The following is a 23,985-nucleotide window of genomic DNA, read 5'->3' as shown; positions in this document are numbered from 1 at the left end:
TTGAAGACGATTGCTATCAAGACAACTTTTGATTAGATACTTCTTTTTAACGCATCTGATAGGGTCTAAATAAGATGTCTATCTTCTCATCTGAAGATCCTAATTTAAAAAATAATAAGGACAACAAGGCATTTTTGTAAGGTTTTATAAGGGTTGAGCCTTTAACAAGATATCCTTTTTGCAAATACGGAACTTACACAAAATGAACACCGTGTTGCGCACAAATTTTGCTAACCAATTCCATATTAGGAGGTCCGGGCGGTAATTCTGCTAAGGCCATAAACATCTGTTCTAGGCCAGCAGGAAATATACTTAAAATGGCTTTTGCTTTTTGATCGCCTATAACCTTCCAAGAGTGGGGGATGCCTCGAGGACAAAATATAAGATCGCCCGCTGTTAGGGTGCTAGTTTTTTCTCCAATACTCATGGCAACTTCACCTTCTAAAACCTGAAACACTTCGTCTTCATTATCATGTACATGGGCAGGGATACCAATCCCAGGATCGTTATACTGCACTATTAAGGTGTATTGACCGTTGGTGTCTTTGGCGGTTAACTTAATGTTCTGCTGGTCGCCTAAAACATTCAACAGAAGGCCTTCCTTGTGTTTAACAATTTTTGGTGTCTGTTTTTGTAAGGGGGAAGCGGTATTGGTGCTTTGGTTTGCTAGCTTTTCTTGTGAGGACATAATTGGCAGTGTCGCTAATGCTCCTATGCTAAGCGCTGTGGATTTGATGAAGTCATTTCGGTTCATAATGTTTATTATTTAAATAGATTGAACGTGCTTTATCTAAGGGACTCTCAGTGCCCTTTTAATAAACATAAGGAGCGATTAAGGTCTTTAATTAGGGCTGCTTAAACGGTTTTGAAGCCTTTGGAGCTGTTGTTCTGAGGGCTTTTACGTTTCACACAAGAACAAAAATGATTGGTGTATGTTGCGTGTGAAGAGCAATTAAAAGTACAATAAAATTTTTGAATCCTGAGGATTTTATAGTGCTAATGACTTGTAAGTAAGCATTTTAAATTTGTTTTAGGCTCGTGGGTTCAGAAAGGACTAGCCATAAAAAAGCCCAAAGTCTAAATTTAACTTAGACTTTGGGCTTTTTATTTAAGCGACTTTTTTGAGCAAATCAAAACAAGGACATTTTTTACAACGCTTGTTTTCAGATTTTTTAAATTTCTTACAGCATTTAGATTTTACTTTACTGCTGTGGTCTAATCCGGAGGCTTCAAGAATTTTAAGACGTTCTTTTTTAAGCTTCTTGTTTTTCTTTTTTTTACCCATAATTAACGTTCCTTTTTTAGAGGCGCTCTATAATTTCGAGGGCAAAAATAACTATTTATATTTAATCTAAATAGAATTTAACATTTTAATCCTCAGGGGTTTCTGCAGCCGAACTTACCGTGAGTTGTTGAATGTCTCTATCAAAGAGGTATAAACCACCTTTATCATCACCAATCATTTTTACCTTATCTAAGATGGTTCTGGCAGTCGCTTCTTCTTCAATTTGTTCTGCAACGTACCATTGTAAAAAGTTATGTGTAGCATAATCCTTTTCTTGTAGCGCAATATGAACCAAATCGTTGATGCTTTCAGAAACAAAAATTTCATGCTCTAATAAGGTTTCAAACATAGATTTATAAGATTCAAAAGTAACGTTAGGCGCATTTAATTCTGATACATGGGCATGTCCGCCACGCTCGTTAACAAACTTGACTAACTTAAGCATGTGCGTGCGTTCTTCATCAGATTGGTCATACATAAAATTAGAGATGCCTTCTAAACCTTTTACTTCAGCCCAAATGGCCATTGCTAAATAGGCTTGAGAAGATTCAGCTTCAATTCTAATTTGTTTATTAAGGGCGGCTTCAATCGTTTTTGATAACATAGGATGCGGTTTTCTTTCAAAGATAAGCATAGTTCATCCTATTGTAAAATATTTCATTGAAATTGCTTTCGTACAAATTCGACCTTTTAAAAGAAAAGCTCTTGGGCCAAGCGGAAGGTGTTGGCATGCGCATTTACAATGGTTTTTATCTCTGGAGAATAACCACCACCCATACTACACATCACCGGAATTTGGTGTTTTTGGCAAAGGTCTAGTACAAATCGATCACGTGCTTTACAACCTTCAATAGTGAGACTCAACTGGCCTAACTTATCGGAAGCGATGACATCTACGCCGCATAAATAATATATAAAATCGGGTTGTTGTTCTTCAATTAACTTAGGAAGTGTGGCTTTTAATAGGCTTAAATAATGGGTGTCTTCGGTGTGCTTTTCTAAGGCAATATCGAGATCACTCTGTTCTTTTTTAAACGGATAATTGCTTTTACCGTGCATTGAAAAGGTAAATACTGAAGCGTCATTTTGAAAAATTTCAGCCGTTCCGTTGCCTTGGTGTACATCGAGATCTACAATTAATATTTTTTTCACTAAGCCTTTATGTTGAAGGTACCTCGCAGCAATTGCTTGATCGTTTAATAAACAAAAGGCCTCGCCGCGTTCTGAAAACGCATGATGTGTACCGCCAGAAATATTCATGGCTATACCATTTGTTAGCGCAAATTCACTGGCTTTAATTGTACCATCTGCGATTATAATTTCCCGTTCAATTAAGGTTCTACTGAGAGGAAATCCAATTTTTATAGCAGCGCGTTGGTCTAAGGTTAAATTGACTAAATCGTAATAATAGTCTGGGCTATGCACCGCTACAATATGTTTGTCATTAGGTTTCTCAGGAGTAAAGAAATTGTGATGCTCGCAGGTGCCTTCATGTAGAAGTTGTTCGGGGAGCAGCTCATATTTTTCCATAGGGAAACGATGCCCGACAGGTAAATGATGTTTGTAAATGGGGTGAAAGGCTATTTTAAGCATTAACTGATTAGTTTAAGTTGAATACGTTTTCGCGCTACATCAACTTCTAAAACTTTAACGATAATTTGCTGATGCAAGTGGACATGTTCATTGACGTCTTTAACAAAGCTATCCGATAGATTTGAAACGTGAATTAAACCACTCTCTTTAATACCCACATCTACAAAACACCCAAAATTGGTGATATTATTAACGATCCCTGGTAATAATTGCCCTTCGTGTAAATCGGATATGGTTTTTATGTTCTGATTAAAACTAAATACCTTGGCTTGTTCTCGGACATCTAATCCAGGTTTCTCTAACTCTTTTATAATGTCTTGAAGCGTAGGCAAGCCCACTGTATCGGTATAATATTTTTTTAAATCTATTTTTTGAAGTTTGGCTTTTTGTCCAATAAGATCTTGGAGTGAAATTCCTTCATCTTTGGCCATTTTTTCGACCAGTTTGTAGGTTTCTGGATGTACAGAAGAGTTGTCTAAAGGATTTTTAGCATCGCGAATTCTTAAAAAACCAGCGGCCTGTTCAAAGGCTTTTCCACCCAAACGTGGTACTTTTTTAATCTGGCTTCTCGATGTAAACGCTCCGTTTACATTCCTGTAATTAACAATGTTTTCAGCGAGCTTTGGTCCAATACCCGAAACCGAACTCAACAATGGAATACTGGCGGTATTAATATTAACACCAACGGTATTCACACAATTTTCAACCACCACGTCCAATTCTTTTTGAAGTTTGGTTTGGTCTACATCATGCTGATATTGCCCTACGCCTATAGATTTAGCATCAATTTTTACCAATTCTGCTAAAGGATCTTGCAAGCGTCTTCCAATCGATACCGAACCACGAACGGTGACATCGTAATTAGGGAATTCGTCACGGGCAATTTTTGAAGCCGAATAAATACTTGCCCCAGCTTCACTCACCACAAAAACCTGAATGTCGTTTTTAAATTGAATTTTCCGAATCAAGGCTTCCGTTTCACGCGATGCCGTTCCATTACCAATGGCAATGGCTTCAATTTTATAAGCTTCGGCTAAGGAAGAAATCTTTTTTATGGCACCATGACTGTCATTTTTTGGCGCATGCGGGTAAATGGTTTCATTGTGTTTTAAGGCCCCTTGGGCATCTAAGCAAACCACTTTACAACCGGTTCTAAATCCTGGGTCTATTGCTAAAACGCGTTTTTCGCCTAAAGGCGATCCTAAAAGTAATTGCTTTAAGTTCTTTGCAAAGACGGTAATGGCAGCTTCATCGGCTTTATCTTTTGCTTTATTGAGGGTTTCTTTGCTTAAAGAAGGATATAACAAGCGCTTATAAGCGTCTGAAATGGCTAGTTCTATTTGGTCTGCACAGGCATTCTGACTGCGTATAATACGGCGGTCTATTTGTTCTAAAGCTCTTATCTCATCAATTTCTATTTTCAAGCGTATAAAGCCTTCGCTTTCCGCTCTTAAAATTGCGAGTAATCGGTGCGATGGAATACGATTTAAGGATTCTGACCAATCAAAATAATCTCTGAATTTCTGCGCTTTTTCCTCATCTTTTTTCGTCTTAATGACTTTTGTGGCAATTTGCGCATGCCGCTCTAACTGATGTCGTAAACTTGTTCTAATATCGGCACGTTCATTAATCCACTCGGCAATAATATGTCGGGCACCTTCTAGCGCAGCGTCTGCAGATGGCACATCACTATTGGTATATTTATTGGCTATAGAAGCGATATCCTTAGCCTTTTGGCTCATAATAATCTTAGCCAAGGGTTCTAGACCATGTTTACGAGCGGTCTCAGCTTTGGTTTTTCGCTTTTTCTTATAGGGTAAATAAAGATCTTCAAGTACAACAAGGTCTTGAGCCGCTGCGATGTTTTGCTTTAGGGTTTCTGTTAAAACGCCTTGTTCTTCTAAGGCTTTTAAAATAGCGGTTTTCCGTTTTTCTAGCGCTTCAAATTGCTCCTTGTATTTTACAATATCACCAATTTGGACTTCATCTAAATTTCCGGTAGCTTCTTTTCTGTAGCGTGAAATAAAAGGAATGGTACAGTCGTCATTCAGTAGTTGAATGGTGCTTTTTATATTGGTTTCAGCGATTTGGCTGCGTTGCGCTATGTATTTTATCATCATAAAAAAAGACCTTATACGTTTTAAATTATAAGGTCTGTAATATATTTAACTCCGCTGTAACGGCCGAATAGTTTTAGAAAAAATTATTAATTAGATCCGGCTTCTTGTTGCGCTTGTTGTACCATGGTTTCATTAGGTACAATGGCAATATTAACACGTCTGTTTTTAGATCGGCCTTCTGCGGTAGCATTATCGTACATGGGTTTTTCCTCACCAAACCACTCGGTGGTAAATCTTCCGCTGCTTAAACCTTTACCCATTAAATAATTGGTTACGGCTTGCGCTCTGTTTTTAGATAAGGTCATATTGTAAGCATCGTTACCCGAACTGTCGGTATGGCCCACAACGAGAATGTTAGTTTCTGGGTATTCTGAAAATACGGCTGCTAATTTATTGAGGGTTTCTTGCGACTTGGCATTGATGTTATATTTTTCAGTATCAAAATAAACACCACTTTGTTCATCAAAAGTCAAAACAATACCATTGTCTACACGCTCTACAGTAGCACCAGGAATTTCTTCTTCAATTTCTTGGGCCTGTTTGTCCATTTTATTTCCGATTAATACACCGGCACCACCACCAACAACACCACCAATAACGGCTCCTAATTCACTGTTGTTTCCATCGCCAACGTTATTTCCAATAATAGCCCCTAATAGGGCACCTCCAGCAGCGCCAATGACACCACCTTTTTGTTTGTTATTCGCATTATCTACCGCTTTACAGCTGGTCATTAACACTAAGCATAGTGAAAGCGTTATAGCAAAATGGGTTTTATATTTTAAAAGTTTCATATCTGTATGTTTTTAGGTCTTATTAATTAATTATCCTTCTTTTTTAAAGGGGTTTATGAGGTTTAATATTTTGAAAAATTCATAGTAATGGTGATGGGTTTGCCGTCTAAGCTAACCACTTGTTGCCATTGCATATTTGTTTCAGAAAGGGCCGTAAGTTCTAAGCGATAGCCAACGTTAGTTTCCGATTTTCCTTTAGCATTCGTTGGTTTTAATAGGAAGTCGTAAAGTCCTGTGGTTTCATCAATTTCATCTATAGTGAAATTAAAATAGCGTTGTTCTGACGGGCAATTTATTCCAGATAGGGTATAAGTTCCGGTGAAATTGTTCGGTACAAACTGCCAGGTACTATTTTCAAAACAAGCTTTTTCTGCATCATTAAGTAATGAAATTTTAAGATCGCCAATGGCTGAAGAGCTCACGGATGTTAGCGTCCAATTGCCTTTAATTGTTTTTTTAGATTGTCTTACGGTTTTTGAGGCTCCACAAGCCAAAAAGCAAACCGTTAAACATAATATTGCAAGTTTTTTCATGATTTTTTAGGTAATGATTCACATCAAAATTAACAAAAGTCCCGAGGAGAGATTACTTGTAAAGGAAAAAATATTGATGCAATTGGTAACGCTAGTCTTAAAATTTTAAGAGGGTATATTCACTTTCTTTTAGATTGAAGACCCCAAAGTAAAGTTCATTATTATGAAAGAAAACATCCTCTGCGGTGAGGTAAGCTTTGTCGCTTTTGTAAGCTGTAATTTTATCAAACGCATTGCTTTCAATCGCTCCTTTTATATGGTTGAAGTTAGAATCTAAAATTGTGTTGAAAAACGTTGACTTTGTTACCGTATAATAATTGTAGCTTTGGTAGGTAGGATTAAAGGAAATAAAACCAGTTTTACTCATTGTTGGGGTACTTACTACCGGAGTAATACCACTTGTATTTATTTCAAGGTAACCGCCTAAGGTGACGTAATAGACCTTATTAGACAACTGAACATTGATCCCGAGGTTTCCTGCGGAGATTTTTCTTAGATATTTTGAGGTTTGTTCTAATTTTCTAGTATTAACAAACGGAATGGCTGTAGCCCCTTCTTGAATTATAGGTGAGTTTTTAAAGTCAATAGTCATGGCTTTACTCACATAATAATCTTTAATAAGCTGCCCTTCAAAATCTTTTATTTCAAAAGCCATTTCTGCTTTAGAACTCGCAATTTGGTAGATCTTATTTTGAAAAATATAAGAGTTGAATTTTTTAAAGCTGTCGTTAATTCGCGGTTTAGGATAAGGGTAGCTTTTTATCTTTAGGTCTAAAGTCTCTAAATTTATAGTATAAAGAAGCGTAGCGGTTTTATTATTATCAAACGTAAGGTATAGCGTTTGCTCATCTTGATAAATTTTGTTAGCGCTAGAGGCACGTTCTATAGAACTCGGTGAGCGTGGATCGATCTTAGTAATATTTGGTGCTTCGTTTCCTGTTAGTATAAAGGCGCCTATGGCCATTTTACTACTTATAAGGGAGGTTTCGGCATTGATTTCTTCAAGCTGAAACGTTTTAAGACGTTGAAAAGTGAAGTTTGAATCGAGTTGCCTTATGCTTAAATTAGAATAATTATCGCCCGTTAAGATATAGAGCTCGTTGTTATAGGTGATGGCCTCTAAAAATAGTTCGCCTTTTTCAAGATTTAAAGCCACTTCAGTGGTAGAACTCGTTTTGGTACTAAAGTCTAAATGAAAGATCGCAAACTTTTTGTGATTCTGATTGGTGTAAAGTACATTATAGCGTGAGCCCTCTACATTATAGCCTAATACTTCATTGTATTTAGATTTAATATTGGTAGTTTGAAATTGCTCTAGTTGTTCAAACTCTGCATTAAATAGATAAGCGGCAATAGTTTTACGTTCTATAATAATAAGCGCTAAATCCTTAGTGATGGCATTGCTTAAGCTGTAAGAATCTTTGTTAACCCGTTTAGATAGGTCTTGGTTTTTAAAGGATACAACACGTTCTTGACCTTGTAGATTTAAGCTCATTATAAGGACAAGAACGAGGAGGTATCTTTTTATCATATTAACTAATTTGAAGTCCGTTGCTTACGCCATCTTTAGTGTTATCTGGATTTACAAAGACTAAATGACCTGCTTGGTCTTCAGTCATTAAAATCATTCCTTGACTTTCTACACCTCTTAATTTACGCGGTGCTAAGTTTACTAAAACAGTAACACGTTTTCCAATAACCTCTTCCGGAGAAAAGCTTTCGGCTATACCAGACACAATAGTGCGTGTGTCAATACCCGTATCTACCTTTAAGACTAAAAGCTTTTTGGTTTTTGGCATTTTTTCAGCTTCAAGAATAGTTCCTACACGGAGGTCTAGTTTCGTGAAATCTTCAAAAGCAATCTCTTCTTTTTGTGGTTCTACAACTTTATTAGCTGCTTCGTTCGCTTTTTTACTCGCAATTAGCTTTTCTAATTGGGCTTCAATTTGTGCATCTTCAATTTTAGAAAATAACAATTCAGCTTTACCAATTTGATGCTTTGCAGAGATAAGGATATCTTTTGTAGAAATGCTTTCCCAATTGTTAGCGTTTGTATTTAAAATACCTTTTAGTTTTTCCGAAGTAAATGGTAAAAACGGCTCCGATAAAACAGCAAGCGCTGAAGCAATATGTAAGGCAACAAACATTACTGTTTTGGTACGGGCCTCATCAGTTTTAATGGTTTTCCATGGCTCTTCGTCTGCTAAGTATTTGTTTCCTAGTCGTGCTAAGTTCATCAATTCTTGACTTGCTTCTCTAAAACGGTAACGTTCTATAGAGCTAGAGATCACAGATGGATAGGCTTTTACGGCTGCTAGTGTTTCTTTGTCAATAGTATTGTACCCTGAAGGTTCTGGTATAATTCCATCGTAATATTTATTGGTTAAAACCACCACACGGTTAATAAAGTTACCAAAGATGGCTACCAATTCATTGTTATTTCTGGCTTGAAAATCTTTCCATGTAAAATCGTTATCCTTAGTCTCTGGTGCATTAGCCGTTAGGGCATAACGTAACACATCTTGCTGATTAGGAAAGTCAATTAAATAATCGGGCAACCAAACCGCCCAATTTTTAGAGGTTGATAATTTCTGACCTTCTAAATTTAAGAACTCGTTGGCAGGGACATTTTCTGGTAAAATATAAGAGCCTTCTGCTTTTAGCATTGACGGGAAAATGATGCAGTGAAATACAATATTATCTTTCCCGATAAAGTGTACTAGTTTTGTGTCTTCATCTTTCCAGTAATCTTCCCAGTTTTTACCTTCGCGCTCAGCCCATTCTTTGGTCGCAGAGATGTAACCAATTGGAGCATCAAACCATACGTAAAGTACTTTACCTTCTCCACCTTCTACAGGAACCGGAATTCCCCAGTCTAAATCTCTAGTTACGGCACGTGGGCGTAAACCATCATCAATCCATGATTTTACTTGGCCGTAAACATTAGGTTTCCAGTCTTTTTTATGGCCTTTTAAAATCCACTCGCGTAAAAATTCTTCATGCTTATTTAGGGGTAAAAACCAGTGTTTGGTTTCTTTTAAAGTAGGAACATTTCCTGTGATTGCCGATTTTGGATTAATTAAATCCGTAGCATTTAAACTCGATCCACAGCTTTCACATTGATCACCATAGGCTTCTTCGTTGCCACATTTAGGGCAAGTACCGGTCACAAAGCGGTCCGCTAAAAATTGATTTGCTTCTTCGTCGTATAATTGCTCCGTAACTTCTTCTACAAATTCGTTTTTGTCGTAAAGCGTTTTAAAGAATTCTTGAGCTGTATCATGGTGAATTTTGGCCGTAGTACGTGAATAATTATCTAAAGAAATACCAAAGTCTATAAAGGATTGTTTGATAATAGCGTGGTATTTATCCACAATATCTTGTGGGGTTACGCCTTCTTTTTTCGCTTTAATAGTGATAGGCACACCATGCTCATCACTTCCACAAATAAAGGCAACATCATTACCGGTTAATCTTAAGTATCTAGAATAAATATCTGCAGGCACATAAACACCGGCTAAATGTCCAATATGAATTGGGCCGTTAGTATATGGTAATGCTGCGGTTATGGTATATCTTTTAGACATGTGTATTTTGTTTTTTGAAGCTACAAAAGTACGCAATTTGTAGTGTGTATTATAATGAAATGTTGAATCGCTTTGTCGAAAAAATAGAACAATGATACTTCTTATTTCAAAAATAAATTACATTTAGCACTCAATCAACAAAATTTAAAAAATGAAAAATTTAAAATTACTTATTTTATTAGTGTCAATTAGCTTAGTATCTTTTTCTTGTGGAAGTGATGATGATAATGATAGTGGCTCTAATAGTGGTTCAGGTGTATTAGTTTATGGAGATACAGAAATTCAATTGAAAGCGGGAACTATTGAAAATTATGGAGAATATTCAAATGGTTTGTATAATTTTGATATCGTATTGATTAGTTCCGAAATTAGTAATACATCAGGAGAACCTGAAGCCGTAGATGAAACTTTTTCTGGAGTTTATTTTGAATTATTTACGAATAACGCTGCAGACCTAGCAGAAGGTACCTACAGTTTTGGAGATATTATAGAAATTAATTCTTATACTTATGCTAATGTTATTATAGATAGTACATTAGATAATTTTAACGAATTTGAAATCAACTCTGGAACTTTTACAGTTTTAGATGATGGTTCGTCTTACGAATTTGAATTTGAAGGAACTGTATCTAATGGTACTTCATTTTCTGGTTATTACGAAGGGTCATTAGCATCTTATGATTATTCATCTGAATTAGATCGTTCTGCGACAGCGGATTCAAGAAAAACGAGAAGGTTGTTTAATAGATAGTTTTTTTAATTAGAGCTACAAGAAGAGATGGTCTTAAGATAAGGTCATCTCTTTTTTTGTGAATTAATTTCGGTTAATGTCACTTAGAGATTATACACTATTAAAGTACTTTTTTGACGTTTTATGAGTTATTTAAATTGTTAAGCTTCGATTTTTACTTTTTATATTTACAAAAATTCTTTTATGATTTTGAAAAAGCATGCTCTATATCTAATTTTAATTCTTCTTATGACTGTAAATACTGATATTAATGCTCAAAATAACACAGATACCTCATTAGAATTAATTCAACCGCCCTACTTAAAAGCTGGTGATACGGTGGCTATCGTAGCGCCATCCGGAATTTTAAAAAACAGAACCGATGAGGTGGAACATGCCGTACAACTTTTAGAGAGTTGGGGCTTGCATGCTGTGGTAGGAAAACATGTTTTTAGTAAAGCCCATCATTTTGCAGGAACCGATGCGCAACGTTGTGAAGATTTGCAAAACGCTATGGACGATCCAAAAATTAGTGCCATTTGGTGTGCACGTGGTGGTTATGGTACGGTAAGAATTTTAGATCAATTGGATTATACTAGGTTTAAAAAACATCCAAAATGGCTTATTGGGTATTCCGATATTACGGCTTTACATAACCAAATACATCAGCAAGGGGTTCAATCTTTACACGCCTTAATGTGTGTTAGTTTACCTAAAGATATAACTGAAATTAAGGAGACGGTTGCCACTTTTAAGTCAACTATATTTGGTCTACCTGTAGATTACACTTTAAAGGGGTCTAATTATAATAGAGAAGGTGAGGCCTCTGGCGTTTTAGTGGGAGGGAATCTTACCATTTTACACACCATGTTAGGTTCTAAAGAAAGTATAGATACCTCGGGTAAAATTCTTTTTATTGAAGAAATAGGCGAGTATAAATATCACGTAGATCGTATGCTACAGAGTATGAAACGTGCCGGTTACTTTGATAATTTAAGCGGACTTGTTGTGGGCGATATGACCAAAATGCGAAGAAATACAACAGCTTGGGGAACTTCCGTAGAACAATTAATTTTAGATGCATTGTCTGAGTATAATTTTCCTATTGCATTTCAAATGCCAGCAGGGCATGAAAAGGATAATCGAGCTTTGGTATTAGGAAAAGAAGTGAAATTGGTTGTGGGTAAAGCACAGTCGACTTTAAAATATTCAAAATAACTTTTTTTGAAATTTATAAAATAGAAACCCACCTAAAAAATAGAGTCCAACATCTATAAAATCAGTGGTGTAACGTGTGTTTGTTTTTGGTAAGAATGTTTCAAAATACAAAGCGAAATAAGTGGTTAATAGTATAATGACGCCTAATGGCACGTAAAGTATTTCTGTTTTTTTGTAGAGGCGTAAAATGGCCAAGCATAAACTTAGAACAATTGGCATACACAGAAAGTCATTCACGTAAAAATAGATCCAATTTGGTAGTGGTATTTCACATCTATTTACACTATAGATAACAGAAGAGATACCTATACTTATTAAGAATAAAGGATGTTTTAAAATTTTCAAAAGACTTACTGTTTTCTGCTGCTCACATAAAATTTATTTAATCATTTGTCGTTTTTTATGCTGCAATTGCGGTAATTAGCCAAGCGATAAACACACCGATGGCCATAAATCCTAACCAGATTGAATGTGTAATTTTCACAACAACACGTACAATTAAAAATTTATGGTCTTTGTACTTTTCATAGAAGGAAGGCGAAGCTTCATTTTGAAGACGTTCGCGTTCTAAACGGTCTTTTTTGTCTTGAGCAAAGGCTAATTCGCGTCTTTTTTTATAAGACAAAAGCGTATTACATTGGGTGCAATACGTTTCATTTGTGTTGTAGACTCCACAATTAGGACACTTAACATGTCGCGCCATTTTATCAAATTTGAAATTACCTTAAAGATAAGATTAATTGTTTTATTTTATGTGCTTGAAAGAAAGAGGTTTTGACGCAAATTATTTAATTCCTTATATTTAAGAGCATAAGCGGAGGATAAGGTTTTAATTTTGAATTTAAAATGAGCAGAATTTAGGTTCCCACTTTCCCAGAAATAATGGCAGAACATAACGAACTTGGTCAATTAGGAGAGCAACTCGCAACGGATTATCTCACTAAAAAGGGATATAAAATTGTGGAGCGAAACTATGTGTTTCAAAAGGCCGAAATTGATATTATTGCGAAACACGACAACCGTATGATTTGTGTTGAAGTTAAAACCCGAAATTCTGATTTTTTTGGAGATCCTCAAGAATTTGTGACGCCCAGTAAGATTAAATTGTTAGTCAAGGCGATGGATGCCTTTATTACAGACCATGATATTGATTTAGAAACCCGTTTTGATATTATTGCGGTACTTAAGAATAAAACCAAAGAACAGATTACGCATTATGAAGATGCTTTTTATCATTTTTAAAGCGGAATAAATAAGCATTGACAATGACTTCCAAATGCCGTAAAATTATAAAAAGGCTAACCATTACGAACTAGCCTTTTATATATAAGGTGTTTACAGATAAAATGAAGTGCTCTAGCGATAAAAGCCCATGTCATCAATAAGCTTCCATACACCATTAGAAAGCATGGGTCTCACGTTTCTGTTGGCCTTAATTTCATTTCGTATAAACGTTGAAGAAAGCTCCATAATAGGGGCGTCTACTTTTATAATCTTAGGGTGATTAATAAGTTCGCTAACGACCTTTCCTTCAGATAATCGTGGGTACACATAAATGTTATGATTCTCTAGAATCACCTCATTGTTTTTCCACTTATGAAAACTTTTTAAATTGTCTTCTCCCATTATGAGTGCAAACTCATGGTCGGGATGTTTTTCAAAAAGATGAGCAAGCGTATCAACGGTGTAATTGGGTTGCTTTAAGCCAAATTCTATATCGCTAGGACGTAATTTATCATAATCCTTAGTGGCCAAATGCACCATGTCTAAGCGATGGTAATTGTCTAAAAGGCTACTTTTCTTTTTAAACGGACTTAAAGGAGTGACAACAAACCACACTTCATCAAGATCACTGTGCTCAACAAGATGATTTGCAATAGTGAGGTGCCCTATATGAATAGGGTTAAAGGTGCCAAAATACAAACCAACTTTCATTTTAATTTGCTATAAAGTCTGCAACTAATTTATGAGCATTTTCTAGCGCTTCGTCTAAATTAGAGTTGATTACAATTTCGTCAAAAAGCGGTGCCGTAGCTAATTCTGCAGGGGCTTTAGAAACACGCATGCTTATTTTGTCTTCACTTTCTTCACCACGCTCTTTTAATCGTCTTACCAATTCGTTTAAATCTGGTGGCTTAACAAATATGGCTAAGGTTTGCTCAGGGAATTTACGCTTTATACGCAATCCGCCAGAAACATCAATATCAAAAATAACGTGTTTTCCTTGGGCCCAAATTCTAGCAATTTCTGTTTTTAACGTGCCATAAAAATTATCTCTATAGACTTCTTCCCATTCTAAAAACTCATCGTTTTTAATACGGTTTTTAAATTCGTCTAAAGAGAGGTAATAATAATCTTTACCATGAACCTCATTCCCACGTTTGTCGCGCGAGGTAGCTGAAATAGAAAATTCTAAATTAAGTTCTGGCTGGTTTAATAAATGGCGAACAATGGTGGTTTTTCCAGATCCTGAAGGTGCGGAAAAGACAATGAGCTTGCCTTGTTTTTCGTTTTTAATCTCTGACAAAGTGTAATGATTTTTGCTGGCTAATGTTTAAAGCACATTTAATAGCTGTTCCTTAATTTTTTCTAATTCATCTTTCATCTGTACGACTAATTTCTGCATCGGTGCGTAATTAGATTTAGACCCAATGGTATTGATCTCACGACCAATTTCTTGTGTGATAAAGCCTAATTTTTTTCCGTTAGAATCGTCAGAATTCAATGCTTTTATAAAGTAGTTTAAGTGGTTTTCTAAACGTACTTTTTCTTCGGTAATATCAAATTTTTCGATGTAATAAACCAATTCTTGTTCAAAACGGTTTTCATCAACTTTTTCTTTAAGGTCAGCAACCCCTTTTTCTAATCGAGCTCTTACGCCTTCAATACGCTCAGGGTCCATAGTAATGACGGCTTCTAATAAACGCTCTAAAGTGGCAATTCGTGCTATAAAATCTTGCTTTAAAATAGCACCTTCATCCTTACGGTATTCTACAATGTTTGCAATTGCGGTATGGATTTCGTCATTAATCAACGTCCATTCATCTTCATCTATATCATCGCGCTCAGTGGTAATGGCATCAGGCATTCTAATGGCCATTTTTAAGAGCTCTGTGGTGTCACCATCAACAACTTCTTTAAGTTGTTTAATGTATTCTTTTACAACCGTTTGGTTAATTTTAGAACTGGTATCTTCACCTGTAATTTCTACGTATAATGAAAAATCAACCTTCCCTCTGTAAAGGTGATTGGCAATTAATTTTCTAATGCCTAACTCTTTAGCTCTATACATGGATGGCATGCGGGCGTTGAGGTCTAAATTTTTACTATTTAAAGATTTTAATTCTATAGAAATCTTTTTTGTTGGGAGCTGCAAAACAGATTTCCCATAACCAGTCATGGATTGTATCATTAAGATGATGATTTTTAATTGCGCAAAGGTACAAAATTGAATGGTTTTAGGTAAGAATAATCTTTTTAGCTCTTCTTATGCATGCATAAGAATCTTTTTTAACTTTGCTCGAAACTAGAAAATCAGAAAAGATGTATAAAAAACAGTTTGAAATTCGTTGGAGTGATGTTGATGCTAATGGACACTTGGCCAATTCTGCCTACACCAATTTTATGAGTCATGCAAGGATGTCTTTTTTTACCGAGCAAGGGTTTTCTATGCCTGAAATAATGAAGCATAACGTAGGACCAGTGGTGTTTTACGAACATATGTATTATTTTAAAGAATCATTTTTAGGCGCACCTATTACGGTAACAATTGAAGTCTCCGGGATTAGCGAAGATGGTATGTATTTTATGTTTGAACATAATTTTTACAACCAAAAAGGCGATCATTTGGCTTATTGTGAAATGCAAGGAGGATGGATAGATCTTAAGGCTCGAAAATTATCGGCCTTACCTAAAATTTTACTCGATTTGGCGCATAAGTTTCCAAAATCTGATGCTTTTAAAGTCTTAACCAAAGAAGATACGCGTAAACATGGCGTACGTCCTAAGCCATTAAAAATGTCGTAAAAGCATTTTTTTTAAGGCATTTAATACCCCAAAAGTCCCTTTAAAGGTCTAGTTTCAGGACGATATCTTGAATACTTATCATTGATTTTTCGATGTCGTTTTAAAGTGGACTTTGCGGGTCGTTATGAAAACCACACTTCTTATCTGAACGTTTTAAGCGGCTATTTAAAAACCGAATGTTGCTTAAAAGATTTGATATGCACATTCTGAATGAACGGTTTTAATAGCCTATTGATATATGGCCGTTGGTGATTACAGTAGCAGGTGAGTGTTTCAGGCTGCGCTCCAAGTGTACTTTTTATTTCAGAAGCCGTTCTTCCCAAATTTATTTTTGTCGCGTTTTTAGCGATCCCTAATCTAACATAGTCATTTAAAATTCTAGGATAAATGGCTAAATCTTTATGATGCTCGTAATCAATACCAATAAAATGAGCATCGAGATGCGTGCCATTAAGCATGGCGGATAAAAACCCCACTAATTTCTGGTCTAAAAAATAGGCCTTAACTATAAACTGCTCCTTAAAGGCTTTCTTAAGGAGAATATAGGTATCTAAATTTAAAACTTGAGCATTGAAGTCGGCATTGTCTATAGTGTTTTGATAAAGGATTTGAAGCTCGACTTTATGAGTTTTAATGTCGTCTTCTGTAAAAAATTGCGCCCTTAAGGTTTTACTTTTGGCGTCGGCTCTGTTCGCTTTTACGCGGTATTTAGATTTTAAAGCTTGGATGTAATCTTTAAAGCTTTGCCATTGTGGCTGTAGCGTAATAATCATATTTGGTTCAACTTGCATTGGCGTATAGCTCATGTTTTCAAGTTGATGGGTTATAGGAAGGGAAGCATTTTCAAAATCTTTAATAAAGCTAAAACGAAGTTTTTTAGTGCGTTTTACCAAATGCTTTACACTTGTGGCTAAGGCTTTAAACGTGCTAGTTTTATCTTCGTTTGCTTTTAAAAAGGTTCCATATTCGCCACTCAAAAATACATTCCCACAAAAAAGAACTTTAATGTGATTGTTGCAAAAGAGCCGGTTAATTATCTGCCTTAAGTAAACAGACATCTTAATGTTTTTAGTAATGGTTTTAATGCCAATCGTTACAATCTGGGTATTGGCAAATGCCACCGCTTTATTGTCTTTTAAAATGAAGATATAATGAAATGCGATTTCGGTATTAGCCAATTCAAAAGCCTTTAAAAACTCAGGAGTATAATAAATATTGGACGTGCAAGCAAGCTGCTCCCAATAGTGTGTTGGAATGTTGTCTACCGTTGGAAAAACTTCTGAAGTGAACGACAATTAAGAGGATTTAAATTTTGAATGGCTTACAAAAATACAGATAAGCATTTAAGGCTGTAATGTTTACCCGTGAAGAGCTGCTTTAGCGGCTTCTACAGTTTTCTTCGCGTTCCCAATAAAAATCTGTTCGTCAACGATAAGCACAGGGCGTTTAAGAAAGGTGTAATGATCTAAAATATAATTTTTATAGTCATCATCAGTTAAGGTTTTGTCCTTTAAACCTAATTCTTTGTATAGACGTGCACGTTTGCTAAAAAGACTTTCATAAGAATCCGTAAGATTTCGCATGGCTTCTAGCTGTGCTTCAGTAATCGGTTCTGTTTTGATATCCTGAAGAGTAAAATCTTCAGGGAGTTGAAGTTCATTTATAATTCTTGAACACGTATTACAAGTGCTGAGGTGGTATATTTTATTCATTTTAGAAATGTCCTGATTTTCAAAATGCAAATTAACCCTAATTATTATGAAAAATAATTACATTTAAAAAAAATATCAGTTTATGGATTGGACCTTTGGTGTTACCCTTAAAAATAGGGCTTTACTACAGCAATATATTAGGGAGCATAGCCTCGAGGATTTGAATAAAATTCCAAAAGGATTCAAAAATAATATCATTTGGAATATAGCGCATTCCATTGTTACCCAACAACGCTTAGTGTATCATTTTTCTGGAGTCCCAATGCTGGTTTCACAAGCTATGGTAACACAATTTAAAAACGGAACCCAACCGGAGCGCGCGTTATCCCAGTCGGAAGTCGATCATATTGACGCACTATTAATATCTAGCGTTGAAACAACACAGAAAGATTATCACCAAGGGCACTTTAAAACTTACGAAACCTATACGGTTAGAATGAAAACAACGCTACATTCTGTAGAGGAAGCGATAAGCTTCAATAATTATCACGAAGGTTTACATTTAGGGGCTATTTTAGCCCTCAGAAAATTATTATAAGATTATGGATTACTATTCAATTGCCACTATTTTAATTGTACTATCAGCACTTTTTGGCTATCTCAATGAACGGTTTTTAAAATTACCCATTACCATAGGTTTAATGGTGATTACGATTGCTTTTACCGTGATTGTTGTGGCTATTGGGCAATTTGATGATACCTTATTACTTCAAGAAAAAGCCTTAATCACAGGGATTGATTTTGAAACGGTTTTATTAGATATAATGTTGAGTTTTCTGTTGTTTGCAGGGGCTTTACATACCAATTTTAATCAGCTTAAAGTACAACGATGGCCTATTTTAGCCTTTGCAACCTTAGGGGTTGTAGTCTCTACTTTTCTAGTAGGAATAGGGATGTTTTATGTCTTAAAATTAATGGGCTTACAGGTGGATTTTATTTACTGTTTGTTATTTGGAGCTCTTATTTCTCCTACCGATCCTATTGCGGTGTTAGGAATTTTGAAAAAAGCGGGTGCCCCAAAAAAATTAGAAACGAAAATTGTAGGAGAGTCCTTGTTTAATGATGGCGTTGGTGTAGTTGTGTTTTTAACCTTATTTGCTATTGCTGCGAAGCCCGAGGCGGCCATTGCCTTAACTGATATTGCGACCTTATTTGGTCAGGAAGTTATTGGTGGTATTGTGCTTGGTATGTTTTTAGGTTGGATTACCTACCGCTTAATGCGCTCCATAGATAGTTACGAAATAGAAGTAGTCTTAACGCTTGCGGCGGTTATGGGTGGTACCATGTTAGCGCATCAATTTCATCTCTCTGCGCCTTTAGCTATGGTTACCGCGGGATTAATTGTAGGAAATGATACGGTTAGGAATTCGGCCATGTCTAAAACAACAGAACTCTATGTGGATAAGTTTTGGGAATTGGTAGACGTCCTTTTCAATACCATTCTCTTTGTTTTAATTGGTATGGAGATGCTTGTATTAACTCTAGAAGGGCAATTTGTGTACGCCGGACTTATTGCAATTCCATTACTATTATTGTGTCGTTATATCTCTTTATTTATCCCCATTACGTTTTTTGCCAAACGTTTAGATTTTGTACCCAAAACAAATCTAATTATGACCTGGGGTGGATTACGTGGTGGTATTTCTATTGCTTTGGCTTTGAGTTTAACCAAAGATATGCATAGAGAGTTATTCCTTGTTATTACCTATGTAGTGGTTGTCGTCTCTATTATAGGGCAAGGTTTAACCGTTGAGCCACTGATAAGACGCTTAACACGGTCTAAGGCTTAATGGCGTTTTAAAAACGGTTCTGCCTTTTCAAAAGAAATCATAAATTCTGTATAACCTAAATCATAAGAAGCAACTTCGTAAACATTGTAAATTAAGATTAGCCCTTCATCGCTAAATCCAATGTTTTTAGGAAGCTGAAATGGTTTTCCGAAGAAGTAGTTTTCAATAGAAGTGTTGTCGTCATTCTTTTCGATTGCAGCAATAAACTCTGATTTGGCTAAATCTGTAAAGCCTTTTTGGTCATTGATTATAGCGTCAATGGCTAAGTTTTTACCGGTCTTAGGATCTATATTAAGCAACGTGATCTGATCGTTTCCATGCGCACCGCCTTTAAATTCATAGGTGCTAATTGCCAAGGTAATGACCTCTGGAGATTGGTAGGTCAATTCAGTTTCAATATTCAGTTCCCATATCGGTTCTGAGACCTCAGGATAATCAGATTTAAACTTTAAATAATCCGCATTAAAGTTTTTTAACAACGCTTCTAAGCTTGTGGCATTTTCCGATGAATTTACCGTTTGCAAAATAGCATCCTCAATATTTTTATTAATGGCGGCACTTTGTGCATTGTCGGTTTTGGCCGTGTCGTAAGCGGCTGTAATATTGGCCTCGTATGCGGTATCTATATAATGGGTTTCAAACTCTAGAGGTTGTGCTTCGTCTTTACAGGCACTCAATAATACTAATATGATGATAAACGGGAATAGTTTTTTCAATGTCATAGTTGTTTTGTTAAACATGACATAAAGGTATTATTTACTTTCCAATAGAGCGAATTATCTTTTAATTTTGTTGAAGGCGAAATGCCACACGGGCTTGCGCTAAAATTCCTATCGGTTTAAAATAAAACGAATGAAATTCAATACAAAAACAATTCATGGCGGACAAGAGCCCGATGCGGCATACGGTTCCGTAATGCCACCAATTTATCAGACCTCAACATTTGCGCAATCCTCTCCTGGTGTTCATAAAGGTTTTGAGTATGCCCGTTCTGGAAATCCCACAAGGCACGCTTTAGAGAAAGCTTTGGCCAGTTTAGAAAATGGCACTTTCGGGTTAGCTTTTGGCTCTGGTTTAGCCGCTATTGATGCCGTTTTAAAATTATTAAAACCTGGAGATGAAGTGATTTCTACTCGCGATCTTTACGGTGGAACCTACCGGTTATTTACTAAAATATTTGAAGATTTTGGTATTGTTTTTCATTTGGTAGATATGATTGAGGCATCTAATATCGAAGCATTTATAACTCCTAAGACCCGATTAATTTGGGTGGAAACGCCAACCAATCCGACCTTAAATATTATAGATCTAGCGCTTATAGCAACCCTTGCAAAACAGCATAAAATATTATTTGCTGTAGACAATACCTTTGCCACACCATATTTACAACAGCCTTTAGACTTAGGGGCTGATCTTGTAATGCACTCTGCGACTAAATATTTAGGTGGGCATAGTGATTTGGTGATGGGAGCACTCGTTGTTAAGGATGAAGCATTAGCCAAACGCCTCTATTTTATTCAAAATGCAAGTGGTGCTATTTGCGGACCTCAAGATGCATTTTTAGCCTTAAGAGGCTTAAAAACCTTGCATGTACGGATGCAACGCCATTGTGAAAACGCTAAAGCTGTGGCCGAATATTTAAACCAACATCCTAAAATTGATAAGGTGTATTGGCCAGGCTTAGAATCGCACGCTAACCATGAGATTGCAAAACGGCAGATGAAGGATTTTGGTGGTATGGTGTCCTTTACCCTTAAAGGAAATAATTATGAAGCGGCTATTAAAATGTTAGAGCAGCTTAAGATTTTTACTTTAGCAGAATCCCTCGGTGGTGTTGAGTCTTTAGCGGGGCATCCCGCGAGTATGACGCATGCTAGTATCCCTAAAGCAGAACGCGAGCGCGCAGGAATTGTAGATGCAATGATACGGTTAAGTGTTGGTATTGAAGATGAAACCGATCTTATTGCAGATTTAGAACAAGCTTTACACTCCATAGCAGTTTAATTCATAAAAAAAGCCAAATCCGAAGATTTGGCTTTTTAATTTTATAGGTGTTTTGTTAATCGAAATAAAAGATATAACCAAAATTTAGCCATACCAACCAATCGTTAGTTTTGTTAGACGGCAATTGGTGGTCTAAGCCGTCTGTGGTGTCACTAAAATAACTTTGAATTCTAAGGTCTACCATAAGGTCAGAAAGTGGCGTTAGTTTATAACGCGTTCCTAAACTCCCTACAATAGCCCAAGTAGAACCGGCCTCTTCAGTAATAGAACCTGGTTCCCAACCTGGATAAAAGTTATTAATATTGTTTATGTTTTGATCGCCGTAAGTGGTCATCACGGACGGATTGTAAGATACAAAGTGTGCCCCTAAGCTTATAAAAGGCGCCCATTTTCCGCCACCACGTCTAGAAAAACGTTTAATACTTAGCGGGTAATATTCTAATTGTGCTCCCAGTTCTAAATTGCTGGCTTCACCAGAGTGGGCTTTTAGTTTCTCGCCAGAAGTACTTGTTTTATCGGCCCAAATCCCATAATGGTTTAAGGTGGTTTTGTTGTAAGATAATTCAGCACGGACTTTAAAGTGATCTCTAAAGTAACTGTTACGACGTCTGTAACTATAGAAACGGAGGTATTCAAAATTCATATAGTAAACAATACCAATACCAAAGCCAATATTACCAGAGTTAGTTTCGAAATCGTAGCGTTCTCCAAAATCAGATTGGTAGGCTACAGGGCCGGCGATAACGCCAATCTCATGAGAAAAGCCTAATTGCGAATAACCCAATTGCATTGCTAAGAATAATAGCAAAGAGAAGAGTAGTTTTTTAATTTTTAGTGTCATTTCATCTAAAATTGAGGCTCTTGTAGAGCAAATAAATAAAAACTCGATAAACTACCCAATAAAACCGATTAAGTGCAGTTTTTTAAATATTTTCATAAAAAGTAATCCCTTTTTAGAGTCATCAAATATATTTAGAATATCTTAATGTTAAAATTGATATTTGTCTTATTATTAGTCATAATAACAAAGCTACAATATATCAAAATATTCTTACAATCGTAGATTTTTAATAAAATATCCTAATCTGTCGCCAAATATAGATTAATATTTAGAAATCAGCCTTGTAATTTTTATTTACAACATTAAATTTTAATTCAATGAAAAAAGAGATCGATGATTTTTTAGCTGAAGTAAAAGCAAGAAATAGTCATGAGCCTGAATTTTTACAAGCGGTTCAAGAGGTTGCTGAATCCATAATTCCTTACATATCTGAACATAAAATATATAAAGAGAAAAATATTCTTTTAAGGATGGTAGAGCCAGAGCGGCTCATTTCATTCCGTGTGAGTTGGGTCAATGACGCCGGCGAAATTATAGTCAACCGAGGGTATCGCGTTCAGATGAATTCGGCCATTGGGCCTTATAAAGGCGGGCTGCGTTTTCACCCTTCGGTAAATGCAAGTATTTTAAAATTTCTCGCTTTTGAACAAGTGTTTAAAAACGCCTTAACAACGCTGCCTTTAGGAGGTGGAAAGGGAGGTTCGGACTTTAATCCAAAGGGAAAATCAGATGGCGAAATTATGCGTTTTTGTCAAGCCTTTATGAGCGAGCTTTACAGACATATAGGACCTAATACTGATGTGCCAGCAGGAGATATTGGGGTTGGAGGTAGAGAGATTGGCTATCTGTTTGGAGCCTATAAAAAAATAAAAAATGAGTTTACAGGGGTGTTAACCGGTAAAGGTGCCACGTGGGGCGGCTCATTAATGCGACCAGAATCTACGGGGTATGGCGTGGTTTATTTTGCTCAAAACATGTTAAAATTAAAAGGTAAAGATTTACAAGGAAAACGTATGGTGATGTCGGGCTCTGGTAATGTGGCTCAATTTGCTGCAGAAAAAGCGATTGAACTCGGCGCTAAAGTGCTTACCATGTCCGATTCTGGAGGTTATATTTTAGATGAAGACGGTATCAATACGGAGAAGCTCAACTTTATTATGACCCTTAAAAATGTAAAACGAGGGCGTATTAGCGCTTATGTAGAGCAGTATCCGAAGGCCAAATATTTTGAAGGTGAAAGACCATGGTCGGTGCCTTGCGATATCGCCTTGCCATGTGCAACGCAAAATGAACTTAATGGAGATGAAGCAAAACAGTTGGTAGAGCAGGGGTGTACTTGTGTGGTTGAAGGTGCAAACATGCCTTCCACACCAGAAGCGATTCATGTGTTTCAACACGCTCAAATTTTGTTTGCTCCAGGAAAAGCGTCTAATGCAGGTGGTGTAGCTACTTCTGGTTTAGAAATGAGTCAGAACTCCTTACGTTTAAGTTGGACAAAAGAAGAAGTTGATGCCCGTTTAAAAGAAATTATGGCAGCCATACATCAGTCTTGTGTGTCTTACGGAGAAGGAGAGAACGGCGCTATAGATTATATAAAAGGGGCTAATATTGCGGCCTTTGTTAAAATAGCAGATGCCATGTTAGCGCAAGGCGTGGTCTAAAGTTAAAGCCTATAGTATAAGAAGCTTCTGTTTTTTGAGCAGAAGCTTTTTTTATGATATTATATGCGTTTATCTTAAAACTATCGTTAGT

The 23,985-nt window shown here is 36.3% G+C and carries 25 protein-coding genes; 8 read left to right on the top strand and 17 right to left on the bottom strand.

The genetic code is table 11. The features are described from left to right. Positions 1-193 precede the first annotated feature (193 nt). The 9 genes from DFQ08_RS01125 to metG all read right to left on the bottom strand — a co-directional run bounded on the left by DFQ08_RS01125 (position 194) and on the right by metG (position 9,948). Positions 194-754: a cupin domain-containing protein gene (locus DFQ08_RS01125; RefSeq protein ID WP_114307960.1), complete on the bottom strand. Its 561-nt coding sequence runs from the start codon at positions 752-754 to the stop codon at positions 194-196. Between the two features lie 354 nt (positions 755-1,108). Further along, positions 1,109-1,285, bottom strand: a complete 177-nt coding sequence (locus DFQ08_RS16055) for a hypothetical protein (protein ID WP_181858341.1) — start codon at positions 1,283-1,285, stop codon at positions 1,109-1,111. An 85-nt stretch (positions 1,286-1,370) separates the two neighbouring features. Further along, a complete protein-coding gene (locus tag DFQ08_RS01120; RefSeq protein WP_114308639.1) occupies positions 1,371-1,889 on the bottom strand; it encodes a ferritin in 519 nt (172 codons plus the stop codon). Between the two features lie 86 nt (positions 1,890-1,975). Continuing rightward, on the bottom strand, positions 1,976-2,878 hold the full coding sequence (locus DFQ08_RS01115) for a histone deacetylase family protein (protein WP_114307959.1): 903 nt from the start codon (positions 2,876-2,878) through the stop codon (positions 1,976-1,978). Further along, complete coding sequence (locus tag DFQ08_RS01110) at positions 2,878-4,998, bottom strand: Tex family protein (RefSeq protein ID WP_394347166.1); 2,121 nt, start codon at positions 4,996-4,998, stop codon at positions 2,878-2,880. Before DFQ08_RS01110 ends, DFQ08_RS01115 begins: the two co-directional genes overlap by 1 nt. Positions 4,999-5,084: 86 nt before the next feature. After that, positions 5,085-5,792 carry an OmpA family protein gene (locus DFQ08_RS01105; RefSeq protein ID WP_114307957.1) on the bottom strand — a complete coding sequence of 236 codons (708 nt, stop codon included), beginning with the start codon at positions 5,790-5,792 and terminating at the stop codon, positions 5,085-5,087. A gap of 62 nt (positions 5,793-5,854) precedes the next feature. After that, positions 5,855-6,325 (bottom strand): lipocalin family protein, encoded by a 471-nt coding sequence (locus tag DFQ08_RS01100; protein WP_114307956.1) that lies wholly within the window; start codon positions 6,323-6,325, stop codon positions 5,855-5,857. 97 nt (positions 6,326-6,422) lie between these two features. Continuing rightward, positions 6,423-7,856, bottom strand: coding sequence for a hypothetical protein (locus tag DFQ08_RS01095; RefSeq protein ID WP_147269425.1), 1,434 nt, complete (start codon positions 7,854-7,856; stop codon positions 6,423-6,425). 1 nt (position 7,857) lies between these two features. Continuing rightward, on the bottom strand, positions 7,858-9,948 hold the full coding sequence (gene metG / locus DFQ08_RS01090) for a methionine--tRNA ligase (protein ID WP_114307954.1): 2,091 nt from the start codon (positions 9,946-9,948) through the stop codon (positions 7,858-7,860). A gap of 115 nt (positions 9,949-10,063) precedes the next feature. On the opposite strand from metG, the gene DFQ08_RS01085 reads away from it, so the two are divergent. Together DFQ08_RS01085 and DFQ08_RS01080 are read left to right on the top strand one after the other, a co-directional pair. Then, the gene (locus DFQ08_RS01085) at positions 10,064-10,663 is read left to right on the top strand and encodes a hypothetical protein (protein WP_114307953.1); all 600 of its coding nucleotides are present in this window, start codon (positions 10,064-10,066) and stop codon (positions 10,661-10,663) included. 228 nt (positions 10,664-10,891) lie between these two features. Continuing rightward, on the top strand, positions 10,892-11,860 hold the full coding sequence (locus DFQ08_RS01080; protein WP_245935342.1) for a S66 peptidase family protein: 969 nt from the start codon (positions 10,892-10,894) through the stop codon (positions 11,858-11,860). A gap of 400 nt (positions 11,861-12,260) precedes the next feature. On the opposite strand, the gene DFQ08_RS01070 is transcribed toward DFQ08_RS01080, so the two are convergent. Beyond that, positions 12,261-12,563, bottom strand: a complete 303-nt coding sequence (locus tag DFQ08_RS01070; protein ID WP_114307950.1) for a hypothetical protein — start codon at positions 12,561-12,563, stop codon at positions 12,261-12,263. Positions 12,564-12,742: 179 nt separating this feature from the next. Here DFQ08_RS01070 and DFQ08_RS01065 point away from each other — a divergent pair, with 179 nt between their 5' ends. Next, positions 12,743-13,102, top strand: a complete 360-nt coding sequence (locus tag DFQ08_RS01065; RefSeq protein ID WP_114307949.1) for a YraN family protein — start codon at positions 12,743-12,745, stop codon at positions 13,100-13,102. A 114-nt stretch (positions 13,103-13,216) separates the two neighbouring features. On the opposite strand, the gene nadD is transcribed toward DFQ08_RS01065, so the two are convergent. The 3 genes from nadD to DFQ08_RS01050 are packed head-to-tail and all read right to left on the bottom strand — an operon-like array spanning position 13,217 to position 15,272. Further along, on the bottom strand, positions 13,217-13,795 hold the full coding sequence (gene nadD / locus DFQ08_RS01060; RefSeq protein WP_114307948.1) for a nicotinate (nicotinamide) nucleotide adenylyltransferase: 579 nt from the start codon (positions 13,793-13,795) through the stop codon (positions 13,217-13,219). A 1-nt stretch (position 13,796) separates the two neighbouring features. After that, positions 13,797-14,387 carry a guanylate kinase gene (gmk, locus tag DFQ08_RS01055; protein ID WP_114307947.1) on the bottom strand — a complete coding sequence of 197 codons (591 nt, stop codon included), beginning with the start codon at positions 14,385-14,387 and terminating at the stop codon, positions 13,797-13,799. 27 nt (positions 14,388-14,414) lie between these two features. Beyond that, complete coding sequence (locus tag DFQ08_RS01050; protein ID WP_114307946.1) at positions 14,415-15,272, bottom strand: YicC/YloC family endoribonuclease; 858 nt, start codon at positions 15,270-15,272, stop codon at positions 14,415-14,417. 131 nt (positions 15,273-15,403) lie between these two features. Between DFQ08_RS01050 and DFQ08_RS01045 the strand changes: the two genes are divergently transcribed. Then, positions 15,404-15,886: an acyl-CoA thioesterase gene (locus DFQ08_RS01045; protein WP_114307945.1), complete on the top strand. Its 483-nt coding sequence runs from the start codon at positions 15,404-15,406 to the stop codon at positions 15,884-15,886. Between the two features lie 161 nt (positions 15,887-16,047). On the opposite strand, the gene DFQ08_RS01040 is transcribed toward DFQ08_RS01045, so the two are convergent. After that, on the bottom strand, positions 16,048-17,181 hold the full coding sequence (locus tag DFQ08_RS01040; protein WP_114307944.1) for a peptidogalycan biosysnthesis protein: 1,134 nt from the start codon (positions 17,179-17,181) through the stop codon (positions 16,048-16,050). A gap of 63 nt (positions 17,182-17,244) precedes the next feature. Beyond that, a complete protein-coding gene (locus tag DFQ08_RS01035) occupies positions 17,245-17,598 on the bottom strand; it encodes an arsenate reductase family protein (protein WP_114307943.1) in 354 nt (117 codons plus the stop codon). Between the two features lie 82 nt (positions 17,599-17,680). Here DFQ08_RS01035 and DFQ08_RS01030 point away from each other — a divergent pair, with 82 nt between their 5' ends. Together DFQ08_RS01030 and DFQ08_RS01025 are read left to right on the top strand one after the other, a co-directional pair. Beyond that, complete coding sequence (locus DFQ08_RS01030; protein ID WP_114307942.1) at positions 17,681-18,136, top strand: DinB family protein; 456 nt, start codon at positions 17,681-17,683, stop codon at positions 18,134-18,136. A 4-nt stretch (positions 18,137-18,140) separates the two neighbouring features. Beyond that, the gene (locus tag DFQ08_RS01025) at positions 18,141-19,388 is read left to right on the top strand and encodes a cation:proton antiporter (protein ID WP_114307941.1); all 1,248 of its coding nucleotides are present in this window, start codon (positions 18,141-18,143) and stop codon (positions 19,386-19,388) included. On the opposite strand, the gene DFQ08_RS01020 is transcribed toward DFQ08_RS01025, so the two are convergent. After that, complete coding sequence (locus tag DFQ08_RS01020) at positions 19,385-20,104, bottom strand: DUF3298 and DUF4163 domain-containing protein (RefSeq protein ID WP_220235568.1); 720 nt, start codon at positions 20,102-20,104, stop codon at positions 19,385-19,387. The genes DFQ08_RS01025 and DFQ08_RS01020 overlap by 4 nt on opposite strands. 127 nt (positions 20,105-20,231) lie before the next feature. Between DFQ08_RS01020 and DFQ08_RS01015 the strand changes: the two genes are divergently transcribed. Beyond that, positions 20,232-21,392, top strand: coding sequence for a cystathionine gamma-synthase (locus DFQ08_RS01015; RefSeq protein ID WP_317048372.1), 1,161 nt, complete (start codon positions 20,232-20,234; stop codon positions 21,390-21,392). A 55-nt stretch (positions 21,393-21,447) separates the two neighbouring features. On the opposite strand, the gene DFQ08_RS01010 is transcribed toward DFQ08_RS01015, so the two are convergent. Then, on the bottom strand, positions 21,448-22,233 hold the full coding sequence (locus tag DFQ08_RS01010) for a THC0290_0291 family protein (RefSeq protein WP_114307938.1): 786 nt from the start codon (positions 22,231-22,233) through the stop codon (positions 21,448-21,450). A 317-nt stretch (positions 22,234-22,550) separates the two neighbouring features. On the opposite strand from DFQ08_RS01010, the gene gdhA reads away from it, so the two are divergent. Beyond that, entirely contained in the window at positions 22,551-23,894 is a 1,344-nt protein-coding gene (gdhA, locus tag DFQ08_RS01005; protein ID WP_114307937.1) for an NADP-specific glutamate dehydrogenase, read from the top strand. The last annotated feature ends 91 nt before the right edge of the window (positions 23,895-23,985 follow it).

Origin of the sequence: Winogradskyella arenosi (assembly GCF_003337305.1) — a bacterium.
GTDB classification, from domain to species: domain Bacteria; phylum Bacteroidota; class Bacteroidia; order Flavobacteriales; family Flavobacteriaceae; genus Winogradskyella; species Winogradskyella arenosi.
Note: the sequence above shows the minus strand (reverse complement) of the source record. Positions and strands in the feature narration are given on the sequence as shown.

What these genes read in the sequence shown, in the direction of transcription:
- DFQ08_RS01065 (WP_114307949.1), top strand. Translation starts at nt 12,743, where the DNA reads ATGGCAGAACATAACGAACTTGGTCAATTAGGAGAGCAACTCGCAACG.
- DFQ08_RS01105 (WP_114307957.1), bottom strand. Translation starts at nt 5,792, where the DNA reads ATGAAACTTTTAAAATATAAAACCCATTTTGCTATAACGCTTTCACTA.
- DFQ08_RS01120 (WP_114308639.1), bottom strand. Translation starts at nt 1,889, where the DNA reads ATGTTATCAAAAACGATTGAAGCCGCCCTTAATAAACAAATTAGAATT.
- DFQ08_RS01035 (WP_114307943.1), bottom strand. Translation starts at nt 17,598, where the DNA reads ATGAATAAAATATACCACCTCAGCACTTGTAATACGTGTTCAAGAATT.
- DFQ08_RS01095 (WP_147269425.1), bottom strand. Translation starts at nt 7,856, where the DNA reads ATGATAAAAAGATACCTCCTCGTTCTTGTCCTTATAATGAGCTTAAAT.
- DFQ08_RS01045 (WP_114307945.1), top strand. Translation starts at nt 15,404, where the DNA reads ATGTATAAAAAACAGTTTGAAATTCGTTGGAGTGATGTTGATGCTAAT.
- DFQ08_RS01085 (WP_114307953.1), top strand. Translation starts at nt 10,064, where the DNA reads ATGAAAAATTTAAAATTACTTATTTTATTAGTGTCAATTAGCTTAGTA.
- DFQ08_RS01080 (WP_245935342.1), top strand. Translation starts at nt 10,892, where the DNA reads ATGACTGTAAATACTGATATTAATGCTCAAAATAACACAGATACCTCA.
- DFQ08_RS01070 (WP_114307950.1), bottom strand. Translation starts at nt 12,563, where the DNA reads ATGGCGCGACATGTTAAGTGTCCTAATTGTGGAGTCTACAACACAAAT.
- DFQ08_RS01010 (WP_114307938.1), bottom strand. Translation starts at nt 22,233, where the DNA reads ATGACACTAAAAATTAAAAAACTACTCTTCTCTTTGCTATTATTCTTA.
- DFQ08_RS01115 (WP_114307959.1), bottom strand. Translation starts at nt 2,878, where the DNA reads ATGCTTAAAATAGCCTTTCACCCCATTTACAAACATCATTTACCTGTC.
- gdhA (WP_114307937.1), top strand. Translation starts at nt 22,551, where the DNA reads ATGAAAAAAGAGATCGATGATTTTTTAGCTGAAGTAAAAGCAAGAAAT.
- DFQ08_RS01110 (WP_394347166.1), bottom strand. Translation starts at nt 4,998, where the DNA reads ATGATGATAAAATACATAGCGCAACGCAGCCAAATCGCTGAAACCAAT.
- DFQ08_RS01100 (WP_114307956.1), bottom strand. Translation starts at nt 6,325, where the DNA reads ATGAAAAAACTTGCAATATTATGTTTAACGGTTTGCTTTTTGGCTTGT.
- DFQ08_RS16055 (WP_181858341.1), bottom strand. Translation starts at nt 1,285, where the DNA reads ATGGGTAAAAAAAAGAAAAACAAGAAGCTTAAAAAAGAACGTCTTAAA.
- DFQ08_RS01050 (WP_114307946.1), bottom strand. Translation starts at nt 15,272, where the DNA reads ATGATACAATCCATGACTGGTTATGGGAAATCTGTTTTGCAGCTCCCA.
- DFQ08_RS01025 (WP_114307941.1), top strand. Translation starts at nt 18,141, where the DNA reads ATGGATTACTATTCAATTGCCACTATTTTAATTGTACTATCAGCACTT.
- DFQ08_RS01125 (WP_114307960.1), bottom strand. Translation starts at nt 754, where the DNA reads ATGAACCGAAATGACTTCATCAAATCCACAGCGCTTAGCATAGGAGCA.
- DFQ08_RS01030 (WP_114307942.1), top strand. Translation starts at nt 17,681, where the DNA reads ATGGATTGGACCTTTGGTGTTACCCTTAAAAATAGGGCTTTACTACAG.
- nadD (WP_114307948.1), bottom strand. Translation starts at nt 13,795, where the DNA reads ATGAAAGTTGGTTTGTATTTTGGCACCTTTAACCCTATTCATATAGGG.